Origin of the sequence: Mycobacterium sp. Aquia_213 (assembly GCF_026625985.1) — a bacterium.
Classification (GTDB): domain Bacteria; phylum Actinomycetota; class Actinomycetes; order Mycobacteriales; family Mycobacteriaceae; genus Mycobacterium.
This window is the reverse complement of sequence record NZ_CP113116.1, coordinates 3,993,473-4,010,789: the sequence shown is the minus strand read 5'-3', so window position 1 is coordinate 4,010,789 and position 17,317 is coordinate 3,993,473. Positions and strand designations below refer to the sequence as shown.

Here is a 17,317-nt window from a genome sequence, read left to right as displayed (position 1 = left end):
TACTAGCGTCCTCGCTTCCGCCGCTGTGCGGCTTGTTGGCGCGCCGCCGCGCGCTGTTGTGCCCGGTCGCGAACAGCACCCTCTTGCTGGTGTGCTTGCGCGTCACCGGTAAGCCCAAGCTGGCGGAGCAGCTCGGCCGTGAGATCGTTGAGTGTCGCGCCCTGCAGCAGCAGCGCCACCGGCGGCTCGGCACCGAAATCCGCCCGCGCGGAGTTGCGGATACGCACCGCCATAAGGGAATCCATGCCCAACTCGACCAGAGGCAGGTCCGCGTCGACGGCCGATCGTTCCGCATAGCCCATGACCGCCGCGATGCGTGCGTGCAGCCGGTCCGCAATCGCCGATTTCGCTTCGGCGGGATCGAGGCCGCTCAGTGCCTCGGGTCCGGCCCAGTTGCCACCGTCGCCGGCGGCCTCGAGTTCGGTGACCACGTTGGTGAAGTACCCGAGGTTGCGAATCTCGGGGAAGGCGATCAGTGCCCGGTCGGCACGCAGCCGGGCGACGCCGGTGTGGCAGCGACCGGTGGCCAGCAACGGCTCCAGCGCCGCGACGCCCTCGGCAGGGGTGATGGGATCCAGCGGCCCGCCGGTCAGGGTGCGGGCCAGCCCGACCTCGGCCCATGGCCCCCAGTTGATCACCGTCGCGGGTAGCCCCGATGCCCGGCGCCAGTCGACCAGGGCGTCCAGCCAGGCGCTGGCGCACGCGTACGAGGCCTGTCCCGGACCGCCCAGCAGGGACGAGGTGGACGAAAATCCGAGCCACCAGTCCAATTCACAACCGACACTGGCTTCGTGCATCCGCAGCGCCCCGATGACCTTGGGTGCCCACACGCGCTCCATGCTGTCCTTGGTCATGGAGAACACCAAGCTGTCGTCGAGTACCGCGGCCGCGTGCAGGATGCCGCGCAGCGCCGATTCGCCCGCGGCGGCCACCAGCTTTTCCGCCACGCCGTCGACCGCCAGATCGCCTAAGACCACCGCGATCTCGGTTTTGCGTTCCAGTTCGGCCAGCACTGTGCGCTGTTCGTCTGAGGGCTCGCTGCGGCCGTTGAGGACGATGCGGCCCGCACCGCTGTCCGCCAGCCAGCGCGCGAACACCAAACCGAGACCGCCCAGGCCACCGGTGATGATGTAGGACGCTCCAGCGCGGACCACGTCGTCGCGGGTGGGCTCGTCGAGCGTCGCGCGGGACAGCCGCTCGACGTAGCGCTGGTCACCTCGCCAGGCGATCACATCGTCGATCGAGCCGGACACCGCGGATTCGAGCTCGGCGTTCAGCGCGGTGACGGGATCGCGGGTGAGGTCGAGATCGACCAGGGTGGTGCGCAATTCCGGATGCTCGTAGGCCAGCACGCGCACCAGGCCTTTCAGTGCGCCGACCCCCGGCTGGCCCGCTTCGTCACCGATCGGGAGGCCGCCGCCGGATACCAGCCACAGCCTCGGCGGCTGGCCATGCCAGCCGCCGATGATCGCGCGCACGACGGTCGAGACCGCCCACACCGTTTCGCGCGACGCGGCGATGCCGTCGTTGGTCACGCTCGGGTTGGGTGCGACGAATACGACCACGCCGACGGGTGGCCGCTCGGGATCGCCTGCGGTCTCGGCGAATGCGGCGAGCACGGCGGATTCGTCGTGCAGGTCGGCCGTGACGACCTGGTGCGCCGGTGAACGCCATCCCGCGACGAATTGGTCGGCCTCGGGTGTTTGCCCAGCGGTGAGCACCAGCCAACTGCCGGGGATGTCGGCAGGCCCGGCGCTGACCGCGCGGGGCACCCAGGCGGTATCGAAGACCTTCTGCGACAGGGGAAGTGGCACGCTGCGCCGTTCGACACGGCGCACATAGATGTCGTTGATCTCCGCTGTGACGACCCCGGCGTCGTCGGTCAGGACGATTCTGCCGAGCTTTCCCGCGCCGCCTTCGTCAAGGCCGGACAGCTGGGCCCGGCACCGGGCCCGCCGGCCGGGATTGCCGTACACCCGCACCGACTCGAACGACACCGGGAGATAGCTGGCTTCGGCGGATCCGGCGAGTTCGTCGTCGGGTATCGCGGCCGCCAAACTCTGCAGGGCAGCGTCCAGCATGACCGGGTGCAGCCGGAAGTCGGGGTGCCACGGCGACTCGTCGGGAAGAACGATCTCGGTTTCGACTGCACCGCCGGGCAGTCGGTGCACGGCCGTCAGCGCGGCGAAAGCGGGACCGTGGAATTGACCGGCCTGCCGCAGTGCGGTGTAGACCTCGGCCGGATTGATCGCCGTCTCGCCGCCGCCGGCGGGTGCGGGCTGTTCGGGGGAGGCCTGGGGGATCTCCGGTGTCCGCACTTCGGCCCTGGCCGTTGCGTGCCGGGTCCAGTCGTTACCGGCTGAGCGGGAATAGATTTCGATCCGGATCTTGTCGTCGGCACCACGCATCAACTGGGTGGTCAACTGGGTGTGGTCGTTCAGGGTGAGCATCTGCTCGACCTCGAGCTGGTTGAGCGACACGGCGTGGGCCGGCACGCCCAACGCCTCACTGGCTGCGGCCAAGGCGATTTCGGTGAACCCGGCGCCGGGCATGGTCGCCTGTCCGAACACCTTGTGGTCGGCGAGCCAGGGGGACACCTCGGTGCCGACGTCCGCGTGCCAGACGTGGTCCCGGCTGGACGGAATTTCGATGTGCACACCGAGCAACGGGTGGGTGGCTACGGAGGTCGATACCGCCGACCGGTCGGCGATCCAGTATTGGGTGTGCTCCCAAGGAGTTACCGGGATGTCGGCCAGCCGACCGTCGGCGGTGTTCGTCGGCGTCTTCGACGTGGCGACGAGCTGCGCCGCGAGCTGGGCGTGGAAGGTGACCGTGTCGTCGGTGTCGCGCGCCAAGGTGCCGAGGGTGTGCGCGTTGGCCCCACCGAGGGTGTCGTTGATCGAGTGAGTCAGCAACGGGTGTGGGCTGATCTCGATGAAAGTGGGGTAGGGCGCGTCGGCGCCCCCACGGGCTTGAGTGATGGCCTGGTGGAAACGCACCGGGTTGCGCAGGTTGGCCGCCCAGTAGTCGGCGTCCAGCAGGGGTGCGGGACCTTCCATCGTGGTGGTGATCATCGGGATGGTCGGCTGCTTGGGGGCCAAATCGGCTAGTGCCGAACGTAATTGCGGCAGTATCGGGTCGATGATCGGGTGATGGGAGGCCACGTCGACCTCGATGCGCCGGGCGAGCAGGTTACGGGCGGTCACCGCCGCGATCACCGCGTCCACCTGGTCGGGTGGGCCCGCGATCACCGACTGGCTGGGTGAGGCGTGTACCGCGAGCGTGACGTCCGGGTGGTCGGTGATCAGCGCTTCGACGGCGGCGGCGTCGAGTTCGAGCAGGGCCATCGCGCCCTGGCCGGACAACTGCGCCATGAGCTTTGAGCGGGTGGCGATCACCCGCAACCCCTCGGCGGCGCTCAGCGCTCCGGACACCACCGCTGCCGACACTTCACCCATCGAGTGTCCGATGACCGCGTCGGGTACGACGCCGTAGTGGCGCCACAGCGCGGTCAGCGCCAACTGGATGGCCACCAGCAGCGGCTGGATCTTGTCTATGCCGGTGACCGGGCTGCCGTCCGCCAGCGTCTGCCGCAGCGAAAAGCCGGTCTGTGCAACGAATTCAGGCTCCAGTTCGGCGATGGCAGCGGCGAAGGCGGGTTCGTCGGCCAGCAGCCGGCGGCCCATGCCGGCCCACTGCGCGCCCTGGCCGGAGTAGACGAACACCGTGCCGGATCCGTGACCGGCCTCGGTGGCGGCCACCACACCCGGGGCCGGCGTGCCGGTGGCCAATGCCCGCAGTCCGGCCACCGCGGCGGCGTGATCGCGCGCGACGACGGTGCCGACCCAGTTGTGCCGGGCCCGGCGATGATTCACCGTGTGCGCGATGTCGGCGAGCGGTGTCGCGGCTCCAGGTCCGGCGATCCAGTCGGCCAGTGTCGGGGCCATTGCCGCGAGCCGTTGCGGCGTCTTGCCCGACACCACCAACGTGGACACCACCGGCTCGACCGAGGGTGGTGCGGACGACGCCGGCGCCTGCTCGACCACCACGTGTGCGTTGGTTCCGCTGAGTCCGAACGACGACACCGCCGCCCGGCGGGTGCCTTCGGTGGGCCACGCGGTGCCCTCGGTCGGCACGAACAGCCGCGTGGTTGACGCGTCGATCGCCGGGTTCCATCGGTTGAAGTGCAGGTTGCGCGGAATGTATCCGCGATTCACCGAGAGGATCGCCTTGATGAATCCGGTGACGCCGGCCGAGGCTTCCAGATGCCCGATGTTGGTCTTGACCGAACCGAGCGCGCAGCGGCCGTCGCCCCCGCCATAGGTCGCCGCCAGCGCCTCGAATTCGATTGGATCGCCCAAAATCGTTCCGGTGCCGTGGGTTTCGACGTAGTTCACGCTGTCTGCCGTGGCGTCGGCCATCCGCAGCGCGGTGCTGATCACGTCGCGCTGCGCGGCCGCATTCGGTGCGGTCATGCCGTTGGACCGGCCGTCCTGGTTGATCGCCGAACCGCGTACCACGCCCAGCACCCGATCACCGTCGCGGACGGCGTCGGCCAACCGCTTGAGCACCACCACGCCGCAGCCCTCGCCGCGCACGAATCCGTCGGCCAGCGCGTCGAAGGTTTTGCACCGACCGGTCGGCGACAAGGCCGACCACTTGGACAATGCGATGCTGGTGAACGGCGACAGGGACAGGTGCACCCCGCCGGCGAGCGCGATGTCGCTTTCCCGCAGCCGCAGGTTCTGGCAGGCCAGGTGGATGGCCACCAAGGACGACGAGCACGCGGTGTCGACGGCGACCGCCGGACCGCGAAGTCCCAACAGGTACGAGATGCGCCCCACCGCGGCACTGTGCGGGTTTCCGGTGCTCATGTACGCGTCGATCTCGGTGTTGCGCTCGAGGTTGAGGATCGTGTAATCCCACGCCGATACACCCATGATCGCGGCGGTTCGGCTGCCGCTCAACGAATCCGGTGGCACCCCGGCGTGCTCGAGGGCCTCCCAGGCGACCTCGAGCAAGATCCGCTGCTGCGGGTCCATCGCGACGGCCTCGCGGGGGGTGATGCCGAAGAAGTCGGCGTCGAACCCGGCGACGTCGTCGAGGAAGCCGCCCCATTTGGTCGTCATTCGTCCCGGTGCCTGCGGATCGGGGTCGTAGAACGCGTCGCCGTTCCACCGATCGGCCGGCACCTCGCCGACGGCGTCGCGGCCATCGATCAGCAGCTGCCAAAAGCTTTCGGGCCCCGACACATTCCCGGGCAACCGGCAGCCGATCCCGACTACTGCTATCGGCTCGGCAACATCTGTCGGAAATGCCGTTCCCGCGCGAACCAGCTCACGCGCGAGCACCTCGCGCGCCTTGGGGGACATCTGTGCCGCGCGTTCGGCAAGACTTGTCATTACTCACTGCCCCCAGTTGCCGTCTCCAGCTCGCTCGCCGTAACGAGGTCGGACAGCAATTCCAATTCCTCGTCGGACAGCTCGTCTTCCGCGTCCGCGTCCGCCGCGGGGCCAGGTTCGGCCACCGTTTCGTAGCCCAGGCGTTCACACATGGCACCGGCGAGATCGTGGATCGTCGGGTATGCCCAGACCAGGGCGGCGGGCAACGTGGTGCCCAAGCTCGCCTCCAGCCTGTTGCGCAGCTCGAGGGCCATCAGCGAGTCGAGGCCAAGCGACTCCATGGGCCGATCGTGATCGATCGACTCGGTGGAGCGCAGCACCGCGCGGATTTGGTCGGCGATCGCGGCCGCCAGCCGATCCGGGCGTTCGGCCGGGTCGCTGGCATCCAATTCCGCACGGATCGCGCCGCCGCCGCGGCGCTCCAGCTTCGTTGAGTCGTGCAACTTCGCGAACAACGACGAACCGCCTGCGGCGGGGAAGGATTGGAACCACTGCCGCGCGTCGAGGTGGATGACGCCGGTGCGGGCGCGGTCGACCGACAGCAGCTGCTGCATGGCCGCCAGACCTTCTTCGACCGTGATCAGCGAGACGCCGAGATCGGCGAAGAACTGGGCGCGGCCCACCTCGGCCCATGGGCCCCAGTTGATTCCGACGGCCGGCAGTCCGCGCGAGCGCCGGTAGGCGACCAGACCATCGACCCATGAGTTGGCGGCGGCGTACGTTCCCTGGCCGGGCGTACCCAGCAGCGAGGATGCCGACGAGAAGGTGAGCCACCAATCGACGTCCAGTTCGGCGGTGGCCTGATGCAGCCGCCAGCTGCCGGTGACTTTCGGGGTGAACACCCGCCGCGCGGCCGAATCCGAGATGTTCAGCACGATCTCGTCTTCGAGAACCATGGCGCTGTGCAAGACTCCGGCCACCCGGAAGCCGGCGTCGTGGACCGCTTGTACCAGCCGATCGGCCGTGCCGGGTTCGGCGATATCACCGGTGACCACTTCGATCCGGGTCCCCGCGGCGCTCAGTTCCGCTATCGCCGGCGCCACGTCCGCACCGGGCGCCGAACGTCCGTTCAGGACAATCAATCCCGCGCCTTGTTGGGCCAGCCACTGCGCCACGACGAAACCGAGGCCACCCATGCCGCCCACAATGATGTAGCCGCCGTCCGGGCTGACCAGTGGCTGCGGAGTTTCGGCTATCGCTTCGATACTGCCGGTGGCCGGTATCGTGACGGCGATCTTGCCGGTGTGCCGTCCGGACGCCATCAATGCGAAGGCGTCGACCGCGCTCTCGAGGGAGAACGCGGTGACGGGAAGTACCTGCAGCTTGCCGTCCGCGACGTGCCGCAGTATTTCGGTGAGCATCGCGCGGTAGCGCGCCGGCTGCAGCTTCAGATTCAGATCGAGGTCGACGACGGAGAAGGACGCGCTCTTGGTCAGTGCCGCCAATCCCAAGGTGGCGTTGGCGTAGACGTCCTTCTTGCCCAGCTCGATGAACCGGCCCCCGGGCGCCAGGATCTGCACGCCGCGCTGAATCGCTTCGTCCGGAAGCGAATTGAGGATGACGTCCACGCCGTAGCCGTCGGTGATCTCCAGGATCTCGTCGGCGAAGTCAGCGGTGCGCGAATTGCCGACGTACTCGACGCCGAGCGCGGCCAGCATGTCGCGCTTGGCATCCGAACCGGCCGTGGTGTAGATCCGGGCGCCGACCATCTTGGCGATCGCCATCGCGGCCAGTCCCACACCGCCGGTGGCGGAATGGATGAGCACCCGTTCACCGGGGGCCAGTCGCCCGACCTCAACCAGCGAGTGCCAGGCGGTCAGATACGCGATGCCGAACGCGGCCGCCTCGGGATCCGGCAGTGTGTCGGGGATCGGGGTGCACAGGTCGGCGACCGTCGTCATGTGCGAGCCGAAGCTGCCCGGGCCGATGGCGATGACCCGCTGCCCCACCTGCACAGAGTCGACGTCGCTGCCGACGGCCGTGACGACACCGGCGCACTCGCCGCCGATGATCGGCGGGGCGCCGTCCAGGGTGGGGTAAATACCCATCGCCTTGAGCACGTCGCTGAAGTTGAGGCCCGCCGCGGCCACGCGTACCTCTACCTGGTCGGCGTTCGGCGGAATCCGTTTCACCGCATGCAATCTCAGCGCATCCAGGCGTCCGGGTTCATCGATCTGCAGCCGTACCGCGCCACCGGCGTCCAGGTTCACTTTCGCCCGCCGGGTTTCGCCGAGCGGCTCGCCCTTGGCTGTGGTGCGCGCCGGCACCAGCCTGTTCAGGTAGCGATGCCCGTCGCGCAAGGCGACCTCGTCGGCATCGGAGCCGGCGAGCAACTCGCTCGTCAGCGCGGCCACTGAGTCGGCACCGTTCGCCTCGACGTCGACGATCGTTGTCTTCAGCTCCGGATGCTCGAAGGTCAGCACCCGTGCGATGCCGCGAAGCTCCGTCTGCGCCAACGTGACCGACTCGCCCGCTACGACTTGCTGTGCGCCGCGGGTGACGATCCACAGTCGCGGGCTGTTGCGGGCGCCCATCCGGGTCACGGTCTTGGCGATGTCCGCGATCTGCAGGGTGCGCGCCAGCGCCAGGTCCAGTTGAGCTGTCTCCGAGAGCGATTCGTCGACCGCGTGCGGCGGGCACAGCACGACGATGCTGTCCCAAGGGTTTCGGGTGATCGCCGCGCGCAGCGTCGCGGTGTCGGTCGGGGACACTACGTCGACTTCGGCGACGCTGTCGCTCAGTGACGACTGCAATGCCTGCGGCAGCGGATCACTCGCGGTGGGCTCACCGATCAACAACAACCCGCCGAGACTGGCGACGGCTTTGTCCAGCGGCGCCGGCTCCCACTCCAATGTGAGTAGGTGATCGTGTGCCGCACCGCCGGCCGACCCGAGCACCGCCATTTCGACTTCGTCGATGACGAGTAGCCGCTGACCGTTCGCGTCGGTCAGCACGACCTGGCCGAGCAACCGATCCGGACTGTCGGTGGCCGCAAGTGAGCCGGTCGAACACACACCGTCGGCGATGTCGCCGTACACGTGGATGCCCGCGAAACGGATTGGCAGCACCAGGGTTTGCCGGGCGTTCTGCCCGCCGGCCAGATCGGTCGCGGCCCGGGTGGCGCCGAGTGCCTGCACCGCGATGTCCATCATCACCGGGTGCAGCACGAAGTTGCGGGAACCGGCTCTGGCCGACGAGGGGAGCCGTACGTCTGCGCGCGCGGCACCCGAGGATGCCACGCTCAGGCCGGTGATGCCGCGAAACGCCGGTCCATGCTGTTGCCCGGCGGCACGCAGCCGCTCGTACAATTCGTCGGGGTTGATCTCGGCCGCAACATCATTCAACTCGACGGTCGCACCGGCTAGCTGGCTGTCGGTCTCGCGCGCCACGGTGGCGGTGGCGTGCTTGGTCCATCCCGACGAGGCACTATGGGTGCGGATCTCGATCTGGCACGTCTGTTCGTTGCCGGTGAGCGTCGTGACGAGGACCGTGCCATCGGTCACCTGCAGCATCTGATGCAGGCTGAGCTCCCGGATCATCCACGGCCGGTCTTCGGCGTCTGCCGATTCCGCGAATGCTTCCGTCGCCGCCGCCAACGCGACGTCGGCATAGGCCGCACCCGGCAGCACGCACAGATCGTCGATCACGTGATCGCCGAGCCACAACAGGTCGGGGTTGAGCTCGCATTCCCATACCCGAGTGCCGTTGGTGGGGTCGGTGACACCAAAGCCCAGCAGCGGGTGAGTGTTTGGCGCGTGGTGTGCCGTGGTGCTGGGGGAGATCCAGTGCCGGCCGTGCTGCCAGGGGGTGGTCGGCAGCACGGTCTGGTGTCCGCAGTTGTGCGGGGTCTGCGGTGGACGGGTCGTGTGGGCGGCGTTGAGGTTGGTGTGGAAGGTCAGGGTGTCGTGCGCATCGCGTTGCAGGGTGCCGATGCTCAGATAGCCGTCACCCTCGTCCGCGGCAAGGGTTTCGGTGATGGCGTGGGTCAGCAAGGGATGCCCGCTGATCTCGATGAACGTGTGGTGAGCGGCGCCGGCGGCGCTGATTGCCTGCTGGAAGCGCACCGGGTTACGCATATTGGTCGCCCAGTGCTCCGCGTCGAATGTCGTTGGGCGATCCAGGTTTTCGTAGGTGGTCGAGATGATCGGAATAGTCGGTGGCCGCGGGGTGAGACCGGCCAGCTCGGCACGCATCGCCGGTTGCAGGGCGTCCATTGCGGGATTGTGCGGGGCCACTTCGATATTGACCTTGCCGGCGAATTGGCCCTGGGCGCGCACCTTGGCGATCAGCTCGTCGATCTGTCGGGTGGGCCCCGAGATGACCGTCTGCCGTGGCGAGGCATAGATCCCCAAGGTGACCTGCGGATAATCCGCGATCAGCAGCTCGGTGGCGGTGGCGTCGAGTTCGAGCATGGCCATGGTGCCCTGCCCCGACAACGGGGCCATCAGCCGCGACCGGGTCGCGGTCACTCGCAGCCCCTCTGCGGGCGTCAGCGCGCCGGCCACCACCGCGGCCGCCACCTCTCCCATCGAGTGGCCGATCACCAGATCCGGCGTTATCCCATAGGAGCGCCAGAGCGCGGTCAGCGCCAGCTGCATCCCGATCAGACCCAGCTGGATCTGCTCGATGCCGATCAACTCCGTGCCGCCGGCGATCACGTCGTGCAGCGAAAAACCGGCCTCCGCAACGAAAACCGGCTCGAGTTCGGTGATAGCCGCGGCGAATGCGGGCTCGTCGGCCAGCAGCCGGCGCCCCATTCCGGCCCACTGAGATCCGCGGCCCGAGTAGACGAATACGGTGCCCGGTCCGACGGCGGTCTCCGGGCAGCCGACCACACCGGGGGCGAGATCACCGGCGGCCAGCGCGCGCAGCCCCGCCACCGCCTGGTCGCGGTCGACGGCGGTCACCGTGGCGAACTTGGGTTGGCGGGCCCGGTGGTGGTTCAGCGTGTGCGCCACGTCGGCCAGCGGCACCGCGGCGCCCGGGCCGTCCATCCAGTCGGCGAGCACCGATGCCGTCGCTGCCACCCGCTGCGCCGACTTGCCGGATAGCACCAGCGTCGTCACCGCGGGCTGCGGGTCCCGCTGCGGTGCGGGCACCGACTGAGGATCTTGCTCCGGCGCGGGCGCCGAAGATGGCGCCTGCTCGATCACGACATGCGCGTTGGTCCCGCTCACCCCGAACGACGACACCCCGGCCCGGCGCGGCTGCTCGGTCGACGGCCATTCCATGTCTTCGGTGGCGATCTGCAGCCGCGAAACACCTTGGCTGGCATGGGGAGTGAGCTCGGTGAAGTTCAGGTTCCGGGGAATGCGGCCATGTCCGACGGACAGCACGGTCTTCATGAATCCGGCGATCCCGGCGGCGGCCTCCAGGTGGCCGAGGTTGGTCTTCACGGCTCCGAGCACCAGTGGCGCGCGGCCTTCCCGATCGCCGAAAACCGTGCTCAGCGAGTCGAGTTCGATCGGGTCGCCCAGCGGGGTGCCCGTTCCGTGTGCCTCGATGTAGTCGATGTCGGCCGGCGTCAGCTTGGCCACCGTCAGCGCCTGGCGAAGCAGTGCTTGCTGTGCCGGGCCATTGGGCACCGTCACCCCACTGCTGGCGCCGTCTTGGTTGACCGCCGAACCGCGCACCACGGCGAGAATGCGGTTGCCGTCTCGTTGCGCGTCGGACAATCGCTTGAGCACCACCACGCCGGCGCCCTCGCTGCGCACATAGCCGTTGGCGCCGGCGTCGAAGGTCTTGCACTGGCCTTCCGGCGACAGCATTCCCCACCGCGAGCACGCGATGCTGGCCACCGGGCTGAGTAGCAGGTTGGTCCCGCCGACCAGTGCCGTGTCGCTTTCTCGCCAGCGCAGGCTCTGGCAGGCCAGGTGGATCGTCACCAGCGACGAGGAGCACGCGGTGTCCAGCACTATCGCGGGACCGCGGGCGCCGAGCAGGTAGGCCGTGCGCCCGGCGGCGAAGTTCGCCGAGTTTCCGGTCAACAGGTAGGCGTCCAGCTCGTCGGGCCGCACCGCGCCCGACATCTTCAGCATGTAGTCGTACGCGGTGACCCCGACGAAAACTCCGGTTTGGGTGCCGTGCAGCGTGTGCGGCGGAATCCCGGCGTTTTCCAGGGCTTCCCAGGCGACTTCGAGGAACAACCGTTGCTGCGGGTCCATCGCGGCCGCCTCACGCGGTGGGATGGCGAAGAACTCCGCGTCGAACTCGTCCGGCTGCCAGTCGGACAGGAAGCCGCCCTCACGGTTGCAGATCGTGCCGGGGACGGTGTGATCCTCGGTGAACAGGGCGTCGGCGTCCCACCGTTCCGGTGGCACCTGGACGATGCCGCTTCGCCCGTCGCATAACAAGTCCCAGAACTTTTCGGGGCTGTCGATTCCTCCGGGCAACCGGCAGCCCATTCCGACGACCGCAATCGGTTCGGTGCTCGCCTGTTCGGCGATTTCCAGCCGCGCGGTCAGATCATCGATTTTGTGCAGCGCCTCGGTGATGATCGCCCGGCGGTCCGGTGTGGCGGCGGTCATCGAGAGCCTCGTAGCCTTTCCGAAAGTTCGGCCAGCAGCTCGTCCTCGTCGAGCTCGTCGTAGGCGTCGGCGACGGGTTCGGCGTCTGTATCCAGCTCGGGCAGCGTGGTGGCCAGATAGTCGGTGAGGCTGTAGACGGTCGGGTAGTCGAAAACGACCGATACCGGCAGCGGCTCACCGAGATCGTCCGACAGCGCGCGCCGCAGCATCGCGCTCATCAGCGAGTCCATTCCGAGCTGGAAGAACCCGGTCGACGGATCGAGTGCCTCGGTCGGCGGCAGTCCCATGGCCTTGGCGGCCAGCGTGGCGACCCGGTCGAACAACATGGTGTGGCGGCGCTCCGGCTCGCAGGCGCGCAGCGAGATGCGGAACTCGCTTTCCGGCATGGCCGTGTCACCGGGCACCGGCAGCAGGTCGTCGACGATGCGCAGCGATCCGCGGGCCCGGTATGCGTCCGCCAGCAGCGGCCAATCCGCTTGCACCACAACGGAATGCACTCCGGCTGCGGGGCTCATCAGGTACGGCAGCGCCCCGATCGCAACCTCGTCGTCCATCGGCAGCAACCCGGACCCCACACTGACTTGACTGGCCTCGTCGGCGTCGGCCAGCGATTTCCACAGTCCCCAGTTGACCGTGGTCGCCGGCAACCCCATGACGCAACGGGCGTACGCCAGCGCGTCCAGATATCCACTGGTGGCGGCGTAGTGGCCGAGCCAGCGTGAACCCGTCAGCCCGGAGATCGAGGAGAACAACACGAAGTGGCGCAGTGATGTCGTCGTCAGCGACAGCCGATGCAGCAGCGCGGCGGCATCGAGTTTGGGTGCGAACATCGCCCGCACGTCGTCGTCGGTCATCTCGCTGAGCAAGACGGGCTGGCCGGCGAAGGCCGCCAGGTAGATGCCCTGCAGTGGCGGCAAGTCGCTGCCGAACCGGGCGAACAGCGCGCTCATCGCGGCTTCGTCGGTGGCGTCGGCGGCGACCGTGACGAGGTTCGTGCCCGCCGCGGCAAGGGTTTCCGTCAGTGCCTGCAGGCGCAAGCCCGGGTTGCGGGATACCGCGACGATCGTTTTGGCGCCCATCCGGGCGAGCTGGCGGATCAGGTGCGGACCGATGTTCCCGGTCGCCCCGATGACGAGCTGACTGCCGTCGGCGTCCAGCGCGACCGGCGATTCGGTTGGCAAGGTCCGCCGCTGCAGCCGGGCCACCTGGCGCGCGCCGCGCCGGTAAACGACCTGGTCTTCGCCGTCGGTGCTGTCGACTTCCTCGAGTAGCCGCCCGGCCACTACCGCTGCCGGCACCGAAGCATCGAAATCGACTATGCCACCCCAGATTTCGGGGTGCTCGAGGGCAAGTGTGCGGCCAAGACCCCACAGCAGTCCGTGGGTGGGGTTGGCGCGATCGCCGTCGAAGACCGGTTGGGCATTGCGGGTGATCAGGTACAACGTCTCCGACGAGTCGCCGGCGGCCAGCACCTCGACGAGCCGGCGCACCTGGTCGAACAACTGATAGGCCAACTCCACGTCGAACGAATCATCGGCGACCGCAGGCGCGTACAAGACGTGGTCGACTTCGCCCAGCGCCTCGGCCAATTCCACCGGGTCGGCGTCTGCGGCCACCGTTTCCGCGGCCAGCTGGGTCGCCAGCTCGGGATCGCCGATCACCAACCAGCGTCCGCGGTCGGTGGCGGCCACCAGCTCGGGAGAAGCTAACGGAATAGCCGGCCATGACAGCTGGTATGAGCTGTCGTCGAGCTGGCCGTCCGCCGCGCTGGGTAGCGCAGAACCGTTGCGGTGCACAGATTCCGGTGACTGCCAGGCGATGGGGGTGACGTCGATCCAATGGCGGGTGTGGTGCCAAGGAGTGGTGGGAATCTGGGTGTGCGGCTCGGCAGGGTGCGGCGTCTGGGGCGGATGGGTGGTGCGCACGGTGTTGACGCTGGTGCGGAAGCTGATGGTGTCGTCGGTGTTGCGTTGCAAGCTACCGATGCTCACGTATTTGCTTCCGTGCTGGGCGCTGTGCAGGGTTTCGCTGATCGCCTGGGTCAGCAGTGGGTGTCCGCTGATTTCGACGAAGGTGTGGTGGTCGGTTCCGGCGGCGGTGATGGCCTGCTGGAAGCGCACCGGGTTGCGCATGTTGGTCGCCCAGTGCTCGGCGTCGAAGGCCGGACGAGTGTCGAGATCCGCGTAGGTGGTCGAGATGATCGGAATCGTCGGCGTCTGCGGAGCCAGGTCGGCCAACTGCGCGCGCATCGCCGGCTGCAGCGCATCCATGGCCGGATTATGCGGCGCCACTTCGATATTGACCCGGCTGGCGAAGCGGTTCTGACCGCGCAGCCGGGCGATCAACTCGTCGATCTGGTCGGTAGGCCCGGAGATCACGGTCTGGCTGGGCGAGTTGTAGATCCCCAGCGTCACCTGTGGGTACTCCAGGATCAATGCCTCGGTGGCGGCCACATCGAGTCCGAGCAGTGCCATGCCGCCTTGTCCCGACAGCGGCGCCATCAGCCGCGAGCGCGTCGCCGTCACCCGTAGGCCCTCGGCGGGGGTCAGCGCCCCGGCGACGACCGCGGCGGCAACCTCACCCATCGAGTGACCGATCACCACGTCGGGTTCCACCCCGTAGGAGCGCCACAGCTCGGTCAGCGTCAACTGCATGCCGATCAGGCCGAGCTGAATCTGCTCGATACCGACCAGTTCCTTGCCGCTGGACAGCACATCGTGCAGCGAGAACCCGGCCTGTTGGACGAATACCGGCTCCAACTCGGCGACCGCCGCGGCGAACGCGGGCTCGTCGGCCAGCAATTGGCGGCCCATTCCGGCCCACTGCGATCCGCGGCCCGAGTACACGAACACGGTGCCCGGCCGCGCTTCGTCGTTTTCCGCTGGGCCCACCACCCCGGGCGCATGCTGGCCCGCCGCCAACGCGCGCAACCCGGCCACCGCTTGGGCGCGATCGCGGGCAACCACCGTGCCGAACTTGGATTGCCGGGCCCGGTGATGGTTGAGCGTGTGAGCCACGTCGGCCAGGGCCACGTCGGCCCCGGCGCCTTGCATCCACTCGGCCAACGCCGACGCCGTCGCGGCCACCCGTCGGGGCGTCTTACCGGCGACCACCAGGGTCGAGATATTCGGATCTGGTCCGCGCAGTGGCGCCGGTGCCACCTCTTGGCCTTGCTCGAGTACCACGTGCGCGTTGGTGCCGCCGAATCCGAACGAAGACACCCCGGCCCGGCGCGGATGCTGCGTCTGGGGCCATTCCACTTGTGTGTCGACGACCTTCATGCGCAGGTCGGTGAACGGGATGTGCGGGTTCGGACTTTCGAACCGCTGGTTCGGCGGAATCTGGCCGCGCTGCAACGCCATGACCGCCTTGATGAAGCCCGCGATCCCGGCGGCCGCCTCGGTGTGGCCGATGTTCGTCTTCACCGCGCCGATGAGCAGGGGAGAGTCTTCGGAACGTCCGCGACCCAGCACGGTGCCCAGCGCGCGCGCTTCGATCGGATCTCCCAATAGCGTCCCGGTGCCGTGAGTTTCGACATAGTCGACCTCGTTCGGCTGCATCCCGGCGTTGCTGTAGGCGGCGCGCAGCACCGCCATCTGGGCCGCGGGGTTGGGGGCCATCAGCCCGTTGGAGCGTCCGTCCTGATTGACGGCCGAGCCGCAGATCACGGCGAGCACCCGGTCGCCGTCGCGTTGCGCGTCCGTCAGCCGCTTGAGCACGACCACCCCGGCGCCTTCACCGCGCACGAACCCGTCGGCCGCGGCGTCGAACGCGCGGCACTTACCGGTCGGCGACAGCGCGCCGGCCTGGTCGAAACCGCGAAATATCGTGGGGGACAACAACACATTCACCCCGGCCGCGATCGCCAGGTGCGAATCCTGAGTGCGCAGGCTTTGGCAGGCCAGGTGGATGGCCACCAACGACGACGAGCATGCGGTGTCGACGGCCACCGACGGGCCGCGCAGGTCGAGGAAATACGAGAGCCGGTTGGCGATGATGCTCATCGCGCCGCCGGTGTTGTTCCACGCGTCGACCCGGGGTAGATCGCCCAACGTGAGCGCAGCGTATTCGCTCGAGCATGCCCCGGCGAACACTCCGGTCTGCGTTCGGCTCAGCGAGCTCGGGGAAATGCCGGCGTGCTCCAGGGCTTCCCAGGCGACTTCCAGCAGCAGACGCTGCTGCGGGTCCATCTTGTTCGCTTCGTGGGGCGTGATCTCGAAAAATTCCGCATCGAACGCGTCGATGTCGGGCAGGAACGACCCCCACCGGGTGGTGCGGGCCAGCGCCGCCGCCACCTCGGGTGAGCCGTTGTCGAACGGCTGCCAGCGCTGCGGCGGCACCTCGGAGATCGTGCAACCGCGTTCGCAGAGAAACTCCCACAAGGCGTCCGGTCCCGAGATGTCGCCGGGGAAGCGGCACCCCATCCCGATGACGGCGATCGGTTCGTCGAGCGAATTGGGCGCCGGGCGCTTGAGCGCGGCGTCCACGTCGGCGGCGGGTGCCGGCTCGGTCAGGTGTGCGGCCAGCGCATTGATCGTCGGGTGCTCCCAGAAGTCGACCGGAGATACTTTCCGGCCCAGCAACTCCGACAACTCACCCGAAAGCACCACCACTTCGCGAGAGCTCACGCCGTGGTCGGCCAGCGACAGTTCGGGGTCGACCTCGTCCGGCGTGCGGCCGATATTCGTCACCAAATAGTCGACCAGCCAGTGGCGAAGGTCGGCTTCGCCCCGGATGCTCGACGTCATGCGGCCTCACGCCCGCCGGGCGAGCCGTATCGCGCACGCTGACTGAACGTAACTGCCGCCGTATCGAGCTGTCGCTCGGCCGGCTCCTGCAGCAAAGCAGGCATGGAAGACTCGGTCACCGGTTCGCTTCACCTTCCATGTCGCTGCGGGTGCTATCTACACGCACCCCCCATGACGCTCCATTCAGCAGCTCTCGCGGCTCCCCTGCGGAGCGCCCCCGGTGACACGGCAGCTGCTGGCCGAAACGTCGGCGCGTAAGAGTTGGACGGCCACGGCGCAACGATCGTCCACCCCGACCATCCGTCTCGTTGACCAACGTAAGCAGTCTTTCATGGGGAAGTCTTGGGATTTAACAAATCCACAGATTTTAGGTGTGGGCCTATGCTGCCCTATTTTGCGCGTGTCTACTATAGTGCCAGAGTTTCGCGTTACCGCAGCTCAAATGGGGTACCAGTAAGCGTGACGGGTGGTGCTGGTGGGGCGGAGGTGGCAGATAGTAATTAGAGTGAGACGAATCTCACGTGCTGACGGGTGTCGCGGGGCTGACGTGTTCTGGGACCTGCGCACCATTTTCACCGGGAGCGATCCGGGCAGCCCGGGGATGAGCGGGATGCCGGCAGTCAATCGGTGAGCCGTTCGG

At 68.0% G+C, this 17,317-nt stretch carries 3 protein-coding genes; all 3 read right to left on the bottom strand.

All coding sequences use genetic code 11. The features are described from left to right. Positions 1-2 precede the first annotated feature (2 nt). Genes LMQ14_RS18695 through LMQ14_RS18685 form a run of 3 tightly spaced genes read right to left on the bottom strand, consistent with a single transcriptional unit; the run spans position 3 to position 16,677 of the window. Positions 3-5,402: a type I polyketide synthase gene (locus LMQ14_RS18695; RefSeq protein ID WP_267731021.1), complete on the bottom strand. Its 5,400-nt coding sequence runs from the start codon at positions 5,400-5,402 to the stop codon at positions 3-5. After that, positions 5,402-11,929, bottom strand: a complete 6,528-nt coding sequence (locus LMQ14_RS18690) for a type I polyketide synthase (protein ID WP_267731020.1) — start codon at positions 11,927-11,929, stop codon at positions 5,402-5,404. The genes LMQ14_RS18695 and LMQ14_RS18690 overlap by 1 nt, the downstream gene beginning before the upstream one ends. Further along, the gene (locus tag LMQ14_RS18685; protein ID WP_267731019.1) at positions 11,926-16,677 is read right to left on the bottom strand and encodes a type I polyketide synthase; all 4,752 of its coding nucleotides are present in this window, start codon (positions 16,675-16,677) and stop codon (positions 11,926-11,928) included. The genes LMQ14_RS18690 and LMQ14_RS18685 overlap by 4 nt, the downstream gene beginning before the upstream one ends. Between the last annotated feature and the right edge of the window lie 640 nt (positions 16,678-17,317).